Genomic DNA, 16496 nt, shown 5'->3' on the forward strand with positions numbered 1-16496 from the left:
ACCTGTGTTGTCGCGTTTGAAAAAGGGAGCGTATTTTAGCCTGTTCAACGCCACAGTGCCAGCGTCGTTGGTAAAAGCTTTTTGCCACCTAACCCCGCGGAATTAAAAAAGCCGTTGACGCGTAGTAACATAGCCGGCATAAAAAATAACGATAACCCCTGCCAGCCAGCTTAAGGTTACCGGCTCCTGCCAGAAGAAATAACCAAAAGCGCCGGCAAAAAGCACACTGCTGTAAGTCCACATCCCAATATCGCTGGCCGGGGCGACAGCAAAAGCCCGGGTCATGGCCAGCTGACCAATAGCGGCCAGAATGCCCATTGCAGCAAAGGCCAGCCATACTTCGCCAGCCAGCGGTTGCCAGTAAAATGGCACCGGTATCGCGGAGAGTAAGGCGGTAAGCAGCGAAAAATAAAATACAATTCGAACCGCTGATTCGGTGCTGGCCATCGCTCTGATGGTGGTTTTGGTTATCGCAACTAAAAATGCCGAAAACAATGCCAGTAACAACACCAGATTAAGGCTTGGATCAGGGCTGGGCAATGCCAGCATCACACCGATAAAACCCAGTGCAATACCAAAACGGGTCAGCCGGCTGGGGCGTTCATTCAGCCAGAAACGGGCCAGAATGGGTACAATAAACGGTGATAACATTATCACCATCATGGCCTGGGCGAGAGGCAACTGCGATAACACGTAAAAGAAGCAGTACATTGAGATCAGACCGGTTAAGGCCCGGCTTAAATGCAAATGCCAACGCTTAGTTTTTAACATGGCAAAGCCATGACGGTATAAAAAGGGCAGCATCAACAGTAAGGCAAACAGGTTGCGGAAGAACACAATTTGTACTTCGCTTGCCATGTCACTACTGTATTTCACCACAGCGCCAATACCGGCAAAGCAGGCTTCCGCCAGCAATAGCAGTAATGCGCCTTTTAGCAGGTGAGGTTGCATAGGGTTCCTGGCAGGGATAACGTTGGCTGCGCAGTATAACAGGCGCCGGCGATGCAAAACGACTTGTATTGCCAATTTTGTCGCAATGGCAGCACCGGCTGCCGCTTAGCAATTAATGTCTGTTGATTTTACCTGCTGCCAGAAAAGCGGTATCTGTTCTGCAATCAGAGGTTTAGAGTAAAAATATCCCTGGATTAAGGTGCAATGGCGATCAGTGAAAAAGGCCAACTGCTCCGTGGTTTCAACACCTTCGGCAATACAGTATATGCCAAGGCTGCTGGCCATGCTTAACATAGCGTCAATAATGGTTTCATCGCTTTTATCGATGCCGATATCACTGACAAAGCTGCGATCAATTTTAATGGCATCAATGGGTAACTGTTTTAAGTATTTCAGTGACGAGTAACCGGTGCCGAAATCATCCAGCGCCAGTTGAACGCCCAAGGCACTGAGGGCCAGCATAGTTTCAATTGCACTTTGCTGATCGTTCATCAGCGCACTTTCGGTTACCTCAAACCGCAAGCAACTGGCGGGCAGATTATATTTGTTTAATAGCGATGCGGTATGGCTTGCCAGATTGGTTTGCTCAAGATGTTGGGTCGCTAAATTTACCGACAGATAAATATCAATACCATTTTGGCGCCACTGGCTTAAATCAGCCAGCGCCCGCTCCAGTAATTGCTGGGTCATGCTGACGATCAGCCGTAATTCTTCAGCCAGTGGAATAAATTCAACCGGGGATACAATACCGTCAGTACTTTGCCAGCGCATCAGGACTTCAGCCCCCACCATTTCCTGTTTAGCGCTATCAACAATTGGCTGATAGACATTGAAGAATTCATTGTTTTGATGTGCTTTACGCAGCCGGGTTTCCCTGGCCAGTTGCATATGGGCTTTTTCATTCATTTCATTGGTGAAAAACTGGAAATTATTGCGCCCGGCTTCTTTAGCGTGATACATCGCGACGTCGGCATGCTTCAGCAGTTCCTGAGCGGTAAGTGCATCATCCGGGTACAGTGCAATACCAATACTGGGTGATACACCAACGGTGTGAGGGCCCAGTTGCATGGGTTCACTGACTACCGACAACATTTTACGGGCTACCATGCTGACATTCTCGCCACGCCGGTATCCTTCCAGTAACACCACGAATTCATCGCCGCCCAACCGGGCAACCGTATCACGTTCGCGCAACGATAAGCCCAGCCGGCGGGCTACCTCTTTTAACAGCAAATCACCAATATCATGGCCCAGCGAGTCATTCACCTGCTTAAATTTATCCAGATCAATAAAACACAGCGCCAGTGATTTTTTCTCGCGCCGGGATTGCTCCATCGCATGCAGAATACGGTCCATCAGTAGTGCCCGGTTTGGCAGGCCGGTTAATGAATCATAATTGGCCAGATAGCGCAGTTCTTCTTCCGCCATTTTCTGGGCGGTAATGTCAGTAAATACCAGAACATAGAAAGCAACCTGCTGTTGCTCACCAATGGCGCTGATATTAATCAGGGTAGGGCGTTCTCTGCCGTCTGGTGTGATAACCTGCTCTTCGCCCTGCCAGTGCGCGCCGGCCTTTAATTCATGTAGTAACTTAGTGTAAAAGCGCCGCCGTACCAGACTGATCCCAAGATGGTGGGTGCGCGGATTATCCAGATATTGCTCCACACTGCCAAACGCTGTTGAAAATGACTGATTGGCAGCAATAACCCGCTGTTTGTTATCCAAAATGACTACCCAGTCACGTGTTTGTTGGAAGGCTTCACCAAATAGTTTGGCCTTCTCCATATTGGCCCTGGTTTCAGTAATATTGCTATAAGTACCGGTAACCAGCTCAACTTGCTGGTTTTGTCCCAGTTCCGTTGCCCGGCCCTGATCGCGGAACCACAGCCAATGGCCGCCTTTATGTTTTAAGCGGTAGGTAATATCAAAACTGCTGTCAGGCTGTTGTAAAAAGCGTTGCCATTGCTGCTGATAATTCTCTCTGTCTTCCGGATGGATCAGCGAAAGGTGCTGCTGCAAGGTGATATTGTTCATCAGCTCGCCGTAGCCCAGCATCAACTGCATTCTGGAGCCATATAAGCTGTTTTTATCGGCCCGCCACTCGAAGGCACCGCTGTCTACTGAAGCCAATGCCTGCTTTAAGCGCTGTTCGCTGATCGCTACTTCCTGATGGGCTTCACTGATTATCTGCTGTTGTTCCCGGCGCAGCCGGTAAAAGTGGTACAGTAAAGCAAGGGCAATAACCGCATAAAATACCATGGCCCAGGTGGAACGCCAGGGTGCCGGGGCAATTTTCAGGGCTACTGAACTGACTTCACTTTCAAGGCCGGTATGAGGCGCAATGGCGACCACGTTAAAGCGGTAGTTGCCGCTACGAAGGGTCGGAAATACCACGCTATTTGCTTGTTGTTCCGGGTAATGCAAAGTGTTACGCCCTTCCAGCCAAAAGCGATAGCGCATTTTATGGTTGTCCCTAAAATGCATTGCACTGAACTGCAGCTGGATACCCACGTCTGCATGGTCCAGCTGAAAAACGTTGTTGTTCAGTAAACCACTGCGGGCTTGAAAGTTACCGCTAAGTACACTGATATCAGTAATATTTACCTCAGGACGCGGTTCCAGGCTGGCCAGTTTTGCCGGGTCTACCAGGGTAATTCCGCGCATACTACCAAAAGCCAGCCGGCCATCGGCTAATACGGCAGACGCAGTGCCATTATATTCATGCACTCTTAAACCATCGGCTTTACTGAAGTGTTCTATCTGCAGGGTGTCCGGTTGCAACTTGCTCAGTCCGCTATGCGAGGAAAACCAGATATCGCCGGCATCATCCTTTTGCAGGGCATAAATCTGCTGAGCTATTAATTTGTTGGCAGTGCTGAAATGGTGCTTTAGTTCCAGGGTATCTCTGTCAAAACCCAGCAAACCAATACTATTGATGCCCAGCCATAAAATCCCGTAGTCGTCTGACACCATTTGATCAGCATAGCGCTGCAATTCGGGTTGATACGGACTTGCCAGATACAATTGTGTCAGTGTATTAAGCTGGCTATCATATAACCATAGCTGATCAGATGTGGTGACTAACAGCTGCTCGGGATTGCCGGGCATCTCACCGACAATGCCTCCGTAGTAATGCATAGGAAGCTGTTGAAATACTTCAAGTTCTTTTATTAATCCTGTGGCAGGAGTATAACGGTAAACTTTGGCATCATGACTAAAATAAAACTGACTGTTTTCTGGTTGCCTGGTGGCGTAGTAATAATAGCTGGAGCTGCCAAGCAGGGAACGTTGTTGTTCATCTGCAACCGGCAGTGGTAGTTTTTTACCCGTTTCAATATCGAACAAATTCAGGCCATCAGACGAGACAAACCATAATAGTCCGGCATCGTTAGGATCTAACATCACCTGAACAATAGTACCCGAATGCCAGGTGGCTTTCAGATCATCAGACACAAAATAAGACTGAGTTACACCGGTCGCAACATTTACTTTATTTAAACCATTACTGGTACCAATCCATAAATTGTCATTCGTATCCGCTGCCAGCTGATATATTTTATCGTTGCTAAGGCTTTTACCCAGGGTGGTTTGGCGACTGATATGTTCAAATGCCAGAGAACGGGGATGCCAGTAAAAAACGCCATCATCCCGCGATGCTAACCAATAGCCGCCAAAGTTATCGGCCACTAATTCCACAATATTGTTGTCATACACGCCGAGATCACTGTCGCTGAAGCGCAGCAAAAATTGCAGGGTATTGTCATCGCTGGAGAACTTAAATAGACCCTGCTCAGTGGCAACCAGCGCGGTATCGCCCAGCCAGTGCATCTGCCAGATATTATAATCGGCAATGTGGTGTCTGGCATGCAAAGGCTGGTTTGCCAGTTCGCTACCTGGTTTTGCAGCTTCCAGGTCGTTCAGACTTACACTGTACAGACCTTCAACAGTGCCTATATATAAGCGGCCGGCAGCGATACTGAGGTGTTTTACCTGTTGCTGGTCGTCAGTGGCCGTTTTGTTGTCTAAATAGGGTATATAATGGTGGCTGTCAGTGGCCAAGTCATACTGGATAAGACCATTAAAAGAGCCAATAAATAATTGATCGTTATATAAAAAAAGCGTTCTTAACCAGCCATTCTCAATATTGTCTTCAGTTAAGCTGTATAACAGGGTGCTGTTGGCGGTATTTTTATTTAGACGGTGTACTTTATCATCCACAATATACAGCAGGTGATCTTTATCCTGATCAATAACATCAATAAGATGCTGATATTGTGGTTGCTCATTGTCAGTTGGGATAGTGATAAATAAATCAAAAACACCGCGGTCTTTGTCGTACAGATATAAACCGATACTTTCTGCTGCGGCCCAGATCCGGCCCTGTCTATCTTCTATTATCTGGCTGAATGCAACATCGTTAGAATTGTGCTCAGCGGCATGCATATGGGTTACTTTGTTTGCATCAAAGCGATTGAGACCACCTTCAGTAGCTACCCATAAAAAACCATTGCTGTCGATCATCAAATCACGGACGGTACCCTGCGACAAGCCCTGATCCGGTGTTAGCGGTTGCAACAGTGGTTTTTGCGCCACAGTTGAAGCAGATACGATCAACAACAGGCCTAACAGCATGGTTCTGCACAAGAACCTGCTTTGCTCAGCCAAAAGATCAACTCTGAATATCACGTAATTTCCCACTCCGGCAGCTTTATATCGTTATTAGTGCTACAGCCATCTTGCTGCGACAGACCATATACTGACTATACCAGTATTGTCTAGTGTTCAGTGCCCAGTGCCGCGTATATAACTTAAACAGCTCAGGCCAATAAAATAATGCTGGCAACATAGCAGGCTAACACACTGCAAAATAACATAATTAGTGCCGTGTGCTGGGCGTTTACCAGTAATATTGACCGTAGAATATCATTGGCGCCGGGTTCAGTGCCGCTACCCAATCGCTGGCGAGCTGTTTTAGAGCCAGCATAAAAAGCCGGACCACCAAGTTTGCACTTAAGAGCACTGGCACCTGTGGCAAGCAGCAGACGGCTGGGCATATTCAGAAAAAGTGACCCGGCGTTGCGATAATTGCGCCAGGCGGCGATAAGCCCCGTTTGCACCGCCAGTAATATTGCCGAAATAATCAGCCCCGGGGCAACCGCTACCTGATACCAGCGTGCGGCAGTGCGGCCAAAGTGACGGTAGTAAGGCAGTTTACTGTTCCATTGGCGGGCGGCAACTTGCAGCAGAGTATAAGCCAGAGTCATTAAACCACCGCCGATTAAGAACCAGAAGATCACTGCTATCAGGTTAGCGGCGTTATGTTGCAATACACTTTCAATACAGGCTTTGCTTAAACCCATTGCCGACAAATTTTGCCGGTCACGCAGTAACAGCGGTTTAGCCCTGTCTCTGGCCAGGGTTAATTGTTGCCGGTTAATACTTTCGGCAACCGCGGCTGCGTTTTTCAGAGTAGCTCTGTTACCGAGGCAAAAATATAAAATCAGTGCATCGAGCACCAGTGGCAACTCTGACACCAGATAAAAACCATAAGTCAGCGCTATACCTAGTGCAAGTATTAACAGCAATGCCAGGGAGCCGGATAACTGCTGTTGAAAGGCACTGCGGTTAATATCAGGGTGCACTTTCTTCGCCAGTCGCTGCAGTATGACTGCCAGGCCGGTGAAAGGCACCCTGGTCCCGGGTAGCGTGAACCACCTGCTGGCCAGCAATGCCAGCAAGGCGATTACCAGCAAGGGGGGGAGGGCGTTAAGCCATTGCATTATGTCGACATCACAACGTTAAGTCAGTGAATAATTATAAGTTAACAGTGCTAAGCTGGCCTAGCAAGGCCACCACCATCGCCGAACTGTTTTTTGAAGCGACTTCAAGATAGGCGTCAAATGACACCGGTGACTCTTTACCGGCAATATCACTTAAACTTCGGATCACCACAAAGGGTGTGCTGAGCATATGACACACCTGGGCAATGGCAGCGCCTTCCATTTCAACCGCCAGCATAGTGGGAAAACGGGCCCGGGTTTGTGCAATGCGCTCTGGGTCACACATAAAACTGTCACCGGTGGTAATCAGGCCGCCTTTGGTTTTACAAAAACCGAGGCTGGCTATAGTTTTTTCAGCGGCACTGACCAGAGCCGGATGGGCAGTAAAAGCTGCAGGCATCTGCGGCACCTGGCCATATTCGTAGCCGAAAGCAGTAACGTCAACGTCATGATGGCGAACTTCAGTACCAATGGCGATATCGCCCACGTTCAGTTCAGGATCAAAGCCTCCGGCGGAACCGGTATTAATAATGCAATCGGGTTTAAAGTGATCAATCAGTAAGGTCGTGGCAACTGCGGCGGCAACTTTGCCAATACCTGACTGGACAATAACAACTTCGTTGCCGGCCAGTTGACCACGAACAAACTGATAATTGCCAATTTGTTCGGTGCTGCTTGCACTGAGCTGCTGTTTGAGCAACGCAACTTCAGGTTCCATTGCGCCGATAATACCAAATAGTTTCATAACAGGGCCTCTGTACTAAAAATGCTAGTATAAAGGCCCTGCGCCGGAAAATCCTCTGTAAATAAAGTTCAGAGCGGCAAAGATTATGCTGAGACTGACAAAGATTACGCTGAGGTAGGCAGCTTAATTTCTGTCGCCGGTCCGCCAGCAGTAAGCTTGCCTTGCTGGTAGTCGCGAATTGCCTGTTCAATTTCAGCACTGCTGTTCATAACAAAAGGGCCGTACTGAACGACAGGTTCGGCGATTGGTTTTCCTGCCAGCAAAATTAAACTGACATCTGTGCTGGCAACCAGAACCACATTGTCACCCTGATTCAGTAAGCCGGCATGATGCTCTTTTAATTGCTGCAGGCTGGCGGCATGTTTCACGGCAACACTGCCAGCAAACGGATAAAGCAGCGCATGATGGGCTGCTGGCAACGGTACTGTCAGCTCAGTGCCGGCTTTCATCCGGATATCGTAGAATACGGGTTCAGTGCTTAAGCCATTAATTGGTCCGGTAACCATTGAGTTGGCATATTCAAAAGTACCGGCGATCACTTTAACACAGACCCCAGGCGCGACGTCCCGCTGTGGTATCTGCTCTGGGCTGATATCAACATAGGCGGCCGCTTTCATTTTCTCTGCTGCCGGTAAGTTAAGCCATAACTGAAATCCACGCATCAGCCCCTGTTCCTGCTGGGGCATTTCTGAGTGAATAATGCCGCGCCCAGCAGTCATCCACTGCACGCCACCACTTTTTAAATGGCCTTTATTGCCCAGGTGGTCTTCATGCAGCATATGGCCATCCAGCATATAGGTAACGGTTTCAAAGCCGCGATGCGGATGCGGTGGAAAGCCTTTAATATAATCATCTGCCTGTTCAGAGCCAAAGCAGTCGAGCATTAAAAATGGGTCAAACCGTAATTGGGCATTCAGCCCCAGACTGCGTTTAATTTTTACACCGGCACCATCTGATACCGACATAGCGAGAATGATCTGCTGTAAACTGCGATTGCTCATGGTTTGCTCCTGCCAGACACCGAATTGCATGGCTTTTCGATACTGCTGCCATTAGAGCGCAACTAATCAGAATATAAAATGCCATTTTTGGCGACTATTCGTTCGAAAAAGCTGAATGATTACGAAAAACTGGTGGAAGTTCAGCAACTGTTAAGTCTGAAAAGGTAGGCTACTGCCCAATGCAACACTAACAGTTTGACCTGAAAACGTAATGGAGTATTAACATGAAAAAAGTTTTAGTAGCAGCTGCTCTGGTGACAATGGCGTTAAGCGCAAATTGTAAGGCGAACCCGGTATGGGATTATGTCGGTGCCGGCTATACTGATGCCGCGGGCGATGGCCCTTATATTGAAGGTTCTTTCCGTCTGAATCGCAACTGGGTAGCGGACGCCAGCTATGCCCGTTTATCAAATGGTCCGTTCGATGCGAACCAGCTGAAAGCCGGTTTAAATTACATTATGGGTACCACTCTGGATTTTTCACCTAAAACTCAGACTTATCTGTTAGGTGGTATTGAAAACTGGTCAGGCGATGCTGATGAAACAGGCGCTTATGCCGGTGTGGGTGTTCGTCATCCGTTAACCCCACAGGTTGAGTTATACAGCGAAGCAACTTATCACACTGTGTATGACGATCATGGTAGCCTGGCTGGCGGTATTGCTTATTTCTTAAGCCCGGACTGGGCCATTCGTGGTAATTTGGCGCTGAACAGCGGCGATACTAAAAACGAGTTTCGTTTTGGTGTCTCTTACCAGTTCTAACAACAGGCTGACAAGGCGTTGCTGAGATAGCCGCGGCGTCTTAACACTTTTGCTTGCAGGTTTGCCGGGCTTCGCCCGGCTTTTTTATCGGCGCCTATTCACTTTTCTGCGCAATCTTGTCGCTTAACTTTTCGTTCATGTGCTAACAGCCAGGCTTTATTATCCAGACCACCGGCATAGCCGGTAAGGGTGCCATTGCTACCAATTACCCGGTGGCAGGGCACCACTATGGCTATCGGGTTTTTACCATTGGCGGCGCCGACGGCCCGCACGGCTTTTGGGTTAGCTATTTCTCTGGCAATATCGGCATAGCTGCAGGTTTGGCCAAACGGTAGCCGGCAAAGCGCCTGCCACACTTGTTGCTGAAATACCGTGCCGGTGGCAGTCAGAGGCAGACTGAATTGGGTTAAAGTGCCGGCAAAATACTGCTGTAGCTGACTGGCGGCCTGTGCTGTCAGTGTGGACGGCAGATCTGGCGCTGGCGTTACTATCCCAAGATTAATTTTGCAGATGCCATGATCATCAGCGCAAATCTGCACCGGACCTAACGGGCTGTCGATCGTTTGCTGAAACATATTAATCTCCGGTCTGAAACCACAGCTGAAAGGTGGCATAGCTGCGCCATGGCGCCAGGCTGTCATTATTTACCTTAGTATTTTTGGTTCTGGCCAGCGCTTTCTGGACACCTAAATCGCCAGCCAGCCAGATATTACTGTCGCCCAGGCCACGCATTCTGGCATAGTTAACGGTCCATGGGCCAATTCCTTTAATACTGAGCCAGCTCTCAGGTGCCGCGTCAGGCTCCGCAAGCACAAAAGCTGCAAGATCCCTTAATGTTTGCCGGCGTAACGCCGGTACTTTTATCATTTGCAAGTCACTGTCAAGCACGGCCTGCGGGCTTGGGAATAGCCGTTTTTCGGCATTGATGGGAGCACCCAGTGCCTGCACCAGCCGGTTAAGCTGGGTGCGGGCACCCGCTACACTAACCTGTTGACCGAGGACAGCGCGAACACCTGCCTCCCAGGTACTCCAAAGCCCCGGAATCCGCAGACCATTGATTAATCCTCTGCTGAAAAAAGAATGGTTTGCCAGTTGCTGCTCAATTTGTAGCAGGTTAGCGTCTAAATCCAGTAACCGGCGCAGCTGCTGAACTAATGCCCCTAACCCTGTTGAGCCCGGCCAGTGTAACTTCAAACCAAGGCTATTGTCGGTTTGGGGCGAAACTTCAAACCAGCCAGGTTGCTGCAAATAGCTGAAGGTGCGGCCATAGCAGTTGCCCTCCACCCAGTCTATACCGGTTAAGGTTCTGGCCTGCCAGAATGCCAGCATCTGCTGCCAGGCTAGTGGGGGCCGGTAGCTAAGTTCAAGTTGCAGACTATTCCCTGCAACATGTTCACGCTGGCGCCGGATAGCGGAAGGATTGAGCCTGAGTTGTTTAACAAAAGCGTCGTTAAAACGGCGAACACTTTGAAAGCCAGCCTGATACGCAATATTGGTAATAGCTAACTGAGTTTCATGCAGCAATTTTTTAGCAAACAGCACTTGCTGACTCAGCGCATACTGAGTTGGGGTTAACCCCATTTGCTGTTGAAATAATTTGCGCAGGTAGCGATCTGAAATACCAAGACGTGCTGCAAGTTCAGCCTGACTCTGCTGTTGCAGGGCACCTTCGTCAATTAAGCGCATTGCCCGGTGTAGGGTGGTGTGAGTACCCTGCCATGCCGCTGAGCCAGGGGCACTGTCTGGCCGGCAGCGTAAACATGGTCTGAAACCTGCCACACTGGCGGCAGCTGCAGAAAAATAATAGCAAACTTGCCGCTCGGCCGGTGCTTTTGCCGGGCATATTGGCCGGCAAAAAATGCCCGTGCTTTTTACAGCAGTAAAAAACAGGCCGTCAAATCGTGCGTCTCTTGCCAGCCTCGCTTGCTGACACACTGCATCAGTTAACATAAAAGTGGCTTTTTGCTTTCAGGTAGCAGGAGTATAACAACAGCCGCTCAGAAAACTGGCCATATCCGGAACTAAAAAGTAAATTAGTGTTATTGCGGCTTTTGTCTTATTGCAGTTCGTGACACAGCGGCTTAATATCAGGTGCTGTATGCCATGGGCAGGATAACAAGTGGCCAGCGAGGCCGGAATAATGCAGGGGTTGCAATGTTAGAGAGCTTTTTTATTCAGTTAAGTACTGAGCCTGAAACCATCAGTTTTCAGCAAAGTACCGGTATTATCGATCAGATGTATCACTTTCAGCCCTGTGCGTTCAAAAATGGTGAACTGCACAATGCAGCAGGTGAAAATACCGGAAGCTGTAAGATACTGGCGTTTGGCGCCCTGCATCAGCTGTCAGAGCCGCAGACCCTGTTTTTGTTCGGTGACTATTATCAGACGGTGCTGGCAAACCCAAAAGGGGAAGATCATCAGAATATCCGTAATTTTATGCGAACTGGCTGGGACGGTGTGCATTTTGAACAGCAACCATTGCGATTAAAAGAATAAAGCACTGACGTTATGTCAGTGCTTTGGCGTTTTCAAGCTAACCTGTTGCCAGGCACAAAATCTATAATCTATCAGGCTGCGGTATTATTGGTTTGTGCTACCTGTTTATCTTCTGACTCTTTTGCTGCTTTAATTTTATCGGCGTGCGGAAGCTGGTGATCCGGTAATGCAGTGTTACCCTGTTTTAAGAAGTGATCCATCCAGCGAATTAAGCGCAGACCATAATCCAGCTGGGCTGCTGCTTTCTGATTGCCATGGCCCTCGCCAGGATACAATACTAAACGCACCGGTACATTCCCGTGTGTTTTCAGGTAACGATACAGCTCCATCGACTGGCTGGGATGAACCCGGGTATCTTCTTTGCCGTGCATAATTAAAATAGGCGTTCTGGCTTGTTCAGCATAGAAAATAGGGCTGCGTTCCAGATACCACTGCCATTTCTGCCATGGATAACTGCGGGCATGCACCAGATGCATTTCATTGGCAATGTCGGTAGTACCAAATTTGGACAAGTTATTACTGATGCCAACAAACATTACACTGGCAGCGAAATGTTCAGTTTGTTTGGTGGCTGCCCAGGCTGAGGCGTAGCCACCATAAGAGCCGCCGGTAATGCCAACTTTTGTGGTATCAACCAGGCCGCTGGCAACCAGATGTTTTTTGGCATCAACCAAATCATCAAATTCTTTGCCGGCGTAGTCATTTTGACCAAGCTTTGAAAACGCCACACCCCGGCCGGTACTGCCACGGTAATTGGGGAAAAACTGGACATAGCCTTCTGCCGCCATTAATTTTACCGGGCTGGCGTAGCGGTCCAGCCAGCCGTTAGAAATATGGGCTTCAGGGCCACCATGTACTACCATCACCAACGGATACTGCTGTCCTTCCTGGTAATTAAGCGGGTACACCAAAATGCCTTCTAAATCCAGACCATCTGCGGCTTGATAGCGCAATGTTTGCTGCTTTGGCATGTCGATTTCCGCCAACCAGGGGTTAGAGTTGGTCAGCCGTTTTAAGTCGCCGTTTTTGCTCAGTGCATAAACTTCATTTGGATGCGCAGCTTTATTCAGCAATACTCTGGCATGTTCGCTCTGGTTAGCATAAGCCAGCCGGGTTGCAATACCGTTACCGGTTTTGACAATAATATTGCGTTTACTGTTTCGGATATTCAGCCGGCCTATTTCGGCCTCGGTGCCAACATGGCCCAAGTAATCAAGCTCAGTATTGCTGCGCCAGGCAATATCCTGCACGTGCCCCATATAATCAGGCAAAATCTCGCTAAGCTTACCGGTTGCTACATCGGCCAGCAGCAAGCGACCGGCTGATGGATCGTGAATATCCTCACTGCCAATGATGGCCAGTTTTTTGCCGTCGGGAGAAAATGCGGCTTTATCAAGCTTACCGGCCGTCACAAATTGCTGCACGGTGTCGCCGGCCAGGTTAATCAGCTGATAACGACTTGCCATATAGTTGTCGTCAATCAGGCTCGTAGGGGCAGTACGGATCAGGATATGCTTATTGTCTGGTGCAAAATCTGCAGACAAAACGTTACCTTCAACGGTAATGGTTTTTGGGCTAATGTCCGGCGTGTTCAGATCTGCCAGCCACAACTGGTTTAATTCAGACTCTTCCTCGTATACCTCAGCTTTAAACCCTTTTTTGGTTAACTGCTCTTTTGATGTCGGCTCGGCAGGCTTCGCAATAAAGGCGATTTTACGGCCATCCTGACTGATATCATAGCTGGCGATAGCATTACCATGGCTGTAAACCTGAGTTGCTTCCCCGCCATTAACTGCAATTTTATATAAGCTGGCGAACTTATCTTTGCCACGTTTACTGGTGAAATAAAGCGTTCTGTTGTCAGGACTGAATTTAAGGTTTGCTACCCGGACGTCGCCGGTAATAAAAGAAGTTTCCTGGCCGCTTTTATCTACCATAAAAAGTTCACGATAACTGCTGCCATCGTCGTCCTGATACGGGTTGCGTGGGCGATTACGAATAAAGGCTGTTTGCTGGCCATCGGCGCTGATCGCAAGTTCCGTTACACTTTGTACGGATACCGTTTGCTCCAGAGTAATCGGTTTTGCTGTCAGTACGGGGCTGAACAGAGCCGCGCTCAACAAAGCCGTGCTGACATAGCTTGCGGCAGACAGTTTTCGCTGCTGCAGCGGTTGGGGTAAAGGCTTAACCATGGTTTTTCCTTCTGTTTTATTATCACTTGCTTGAATTATCTGCAATTTACAGGGCAGCAGGCTATTTTCTCCAACGGGTGCGCTGTGCTATGTTGCACACAGTTCGGGTTGATGAAAAAGCGGCGCCTTGCCGCTGCCAAAACAACAATAAAATGACACAGGACACGATATGTCTCAACCTCCCATGTTTACAAACGATGCAGTGGTTCTTGGCTTACTGGCTGTTATTCTGGGGCTGGTATTTTACACCAGTAATAGTGCAAACCGCACTTGCCAGGGGTTTTACAAGTACGTGCCAGCCCTGTTGCTCTGTTACTTTATTCCGTCTTTATTAAATAGTTTTAACATTATTGATGGAGAAGCATCAGGTCTGTACAAGATGGCCTCTCGTTATCTGCTGCCTGCCAGCTTAATCTTACTCACCCTGAGTGTCGACTTTAAAGCTATCCTTGGCCTTGGGCCAAAAGCACTGATCATGTTTTTTACCGGTACCCTCGGCATTATCATCGGCGGACCTATCGCTCTGTTAAGCGTTGGCTATTTCTTTCCGGAGCAACTGGGCGGGGATGTCTGGCGCGGCATGACAACAGTTGCCGGCAGCTGGATTGGCGGCGGCGCGAATCAGGCGGCGATGAAAGAGGTATTTGAAGTCGATGGTAGTTTATTTTCAGTGATGATAACGGTCGATGTGCTGGTCGCTAATGTCTGGTTAGCGGTGTTGTTATTTATGGCCAGCCGGGCAAAACAAATTGACGCCGCGAACGGAGCCGATACCCGTGCTATTGGTCATTTGCAGCAAAAAATAGAACAGTATCAGGCTGAAAACTCCCGTATTCCGTCCATTCAGGATATTATGTTGATTGTCGCAGTAGCTTTTGGGGTTACCGGCCTGGCCCATGCCATGGCAGACGTTATCGCCCCGTGGATTGGTCGGGTTGCACCCTCTCTGGCCGATTACAGTTTAACCAGTGGCTTTTTCTGGTTAGTGGTTATTGCCACTACGGTTGGTTTGTTGATGTCACTGACTCCTGCCCGCAAACTGGAGGGGGCAGGGGCATCCAAAGTCGGCACGGCATTTTTGTATATTCTGGTGGCAACCATCGGTATGCAAATGGATGTTACGGCTATTTTAAGCAATAAACTGATGTTTCTGGTTGGGATAATCTGGATGCTGGTTCATGCCATTCTATTGCTGGTGGTGGCTAAACTAATTAAAGCCCCAACGTTTTATCTGGCTGTCGGCAGTCAGGCGAACGTAGGTGGCGCGGCATCTGCTCCGGTGGTGGCCGCAGCATTTCATCCGTCACTGGCGCCGGTTGGGGTGTTACTGGCGGTTCTGGGTTATGGCCTGGGTACTTATGGTGCTTATATTTGCGGCTTAATTTTACAACAGGTAGCGCCATAGCAACGGCTGGGCGTCTTTTGATAAAGGGAGTTTTCCGTTGAGCAATCAGGTTAAAATTGAGCCAGGGCACTGGGTACTTATTGTTTTCTTGTTATTGGCGCTGTATGCCAGCTATTTGCTGATAGCGCCCTATCTTGGGCCTATAGTGCTGGCTTTTGTCTTGTCTTTGCTGTGTTTTCCTGTGCATCAGCGTATTGTCGCTAAATTTCCTGATAAGCCTAACCTGGCGTCTACCTTAACCTGTTCGTTGCTGGTGGTGGTGATCCTGGTGCCGGCTACCTTTGTCCTGATGGCGATTGTTCAGCAGGGTATTACCTTTGCCAAACAGAGTTACCAATGGGTTGAAAATGGTGGGGCTGAAGCCTTACTGCAACAACCTTTTATTCAAAATACGATCGAAAAATTGAATAATTTTTTACCTGCAAGCGATTTCAGCATCGAAGGAATAGTTGAAAAATTCACTGCATTTGCCTCTGGTTTTAGTAAAGAATTGCTCGATTTGAGTACTAAAGTCGTTGGTGATGTGACGGGGATGATTGTCAGTTTTTTCCTGATGTTATTTGTGCTGTTTTTTCTGCTGCGTGACCATAAAAAAATTATCGAATCTCTGCATTGGGTGTTACCACTGGCCCGTTCTCAGGAAGAAAAATTGCTGTCAGAAGCTAATTTGGTGGCACGTTCTGCAGTTATGGGTACTTTTCTGACAGCACTGGCGCAAGGTGTTGCCGGTGGTATTGGTATGGCTATTGTTGGGATGCCGGGACTGTTCTGGGGCACCATAATGGTGTTTGCGTCACTTATTCCGGTAGTGGGCGCGGCATTAATATGGGTGCCGGCTGCCTTATACCTGTTGCTGACAGGTGACTGGCCCTGGGCGCTATTTTTAACGCTGTGGGGGGCAATAGTTGTCGGGTCAATTGATAACTTCCTAAGGCCAGTGTTGATGCAGGGTGCCTCTAATATGAGTACCCTGGTGCTGTTTTTATCGCTGATTGGCGGTTTGCATCTTTTCGGTATTATCGGCCTGATTTACGGCCCTATTATCTTCGCGTTAACCCATGTATTGATTAAGCTGTATACTATTGAATTCCGTGACTTTCTGGAAAAGCAGGATAAAAGTTAACAGACTAATTTGTAATCTTTAACTTTTTAATCTTTAAATTGT

At 48.5% G+C, this 16496-nt stretch carries 12 protein-coding genes; 4 read left to right on the forward strand and 8 right to left on the reverse strand.

The annotated features are described in order from the left end of the window. Positions 1-102 precede the first annotated feature (102 nt). The 5 genes from KQY15_RS10795 to KQY15_RS10815 form a co-directional block, all read right to left on the reverse strand. On the reverse strand, positions 103-951 hold the full coding sequence (locus KQY15_RS10795; RefSeq protein ID WP_217669205.1) for a DMT family transporter: 849 nt from the start codon (positions 949-951) through the stop codon (positions 103-105). Between the two features lie 105 nt (positions 952-1056). Continuing rightward, on the reverse strand, positions 1057-5583 hold the full coding sequence (locus tag KQY15_RS10800) for an EAL domain-containing protein (RefSeq protein ID WP_217669206.1): 4527 nt from the start codon (positions 5581-5583) through the stop codon (positions 1057-1059). Positions 5584-5768: 185 nt separating this feature from the next. Next, on the reverse strand, positions 5769-6731 hold the full coding sequence (locus tag KQY15_RS10805; RefSeq protein ID WP_217669207.1) for a cobalamin biosynthesis protein CobD/CbiB: 963 nt from the start codon (positions 6729-6731) through the stop codon (positions 5769-5771). A 34-nt stretch (positions 6732-6765) separates the two neighbouring features. After that, the gene (gene mtnN / locus KQY15_RS10810; protein WP_217669208.1) at positions 6766-7476 is read right to left on the reverse strand and encodes a 5'-methylthioadenosine/S-adenosylhomocysteine nucleosidase; all 711 of its coding nucleotides are present in this window, start codon (positions 7474-7476) and stop codon (positions 6766-6768) included. A gap of 104 nt (positions 7477-7580) precedes the next feature. Further along, positions 7581-8477, reverse strand: a complete 897-nt coding sequence (locus KQY15_RS10815; protein ID WP_217669209.1) for a pirin family protein — start codon at positions 8475-8477, stop codon at positions 7581-7583. Between the two features lie 224 nt (positions 8478-8701). On the opposite strand from KQY15_RS10815, the gene KQY15_RS10820 reads away from it, so the two are divergent. After that, positions 8702-9238 (forward strand): putative outer membrane beta-barrel protein, encoded by a 537-nt coding sequence (locus tag KQY15_RS10820; protein ID WP_217669210.1) that lies wholly within the window; start codon positions 8702-8704, stop codon positions 9236-9238. Between the two features lie 98 nt (positions 9239-9336). On the opposite strand, the gene KQY15_RS10825 is transcribed toward KQY15_RS10820, so the two are convergent. Then, positions 9337-9813 carry a methylated-DNA--[protein]-cysteine S-methyltransferase gene (locus KQY15_RS10825; RefSeq protein ID WP_217669211.1) on the reverse strand — a complete coding sequence of 159 codons (477 nt, stop codon included), beginning with the start codon at positions 9811-9813 and terminating at the stop codon, positions 9337-9339. Between the two features lies 1 nt (position 9814). Beyond that, positions 9815-11188 carry an AlkA N-terminal domain-containing protein gene (locus KQY15_RS10830; protein WP_217669212.1) on the reverse strand — a complete coding sequence of 458 codons (1374 nt, stop codon included), beginning with the start codon at positions 11186-11188 and terminating at the stop codon, positions 9815-9817. A gap of 204 nt (positions 11189-11392) precedes the next feature. On the opposite strand from KQY15_RS10830, the gene KQY15_RS10835 reads away from it, so the two are divergent. Next, a complete protein-coding gene (locus KQY15_RS10835; protein ID WP_217669213.1) occupies positions 11393-11734 on the forward strand; it encodes a HopJ type III effector protein in 342 nt (113 codons plus the stop codon). Positions 11735-11805: 71 nt separating this feature from the next. Here the strand turns inward: KQY15_RS10835 and KQY15_RS10840 are convergent, their stop codons facing one another. Further along, positions 11806-13926 carry an alpha/beta hydrolase family protein gene (locus tag KQY15_RS10840; RefSeq protein WP_217669214.1) on the reverse strand — a complete coding sequence of 707 codons (2121 nt, stop codon included), beginning with the start codon at positions 13924-13926 and terminating at the stop codon, positions 11806-11808. 169 nt (positions 13927-14095) lie between these two features. On the opposite strand from KQY15_RS10840, the gene KQY15_RS10845 reads away from it, so the two are divergent. Both KQY15_RS10845 and KQY15_RS10850 read left to right on the forward strand, forming a co-directional pair. Further along, entirely contained in the window at positions 14096-15331 is a 1236-nt protein-coding gene (locus KQY15_RS10845) for a DUF819 family protein (RefSeq protein WP_217669215.1), read from the forward strand. Positions 15332-15368: 37 nt separating this feature from the next. After that, positions 15369-16454: an AI-2E family transporter gene (locus tag KQY15_RS10850; RefSeq protein ID WP_217669216.1), complete on the forward strand. Its 1086-nt coding sequence runs from the start codon at positions 15369-15371 to the stop codon at positions 16452-16454. Positions 16455-16496: the final 42 nt, after the last annotated feature.

The organism is Arsukibacterium indicum (assembly GCF_019100565.1).
Lineage (GTDB): Bacteria > Pseudomonadota > Gammaproteobacteria > Enterobacterales > Alteromonadaceae > Alishewanella > Alishewanella indicum.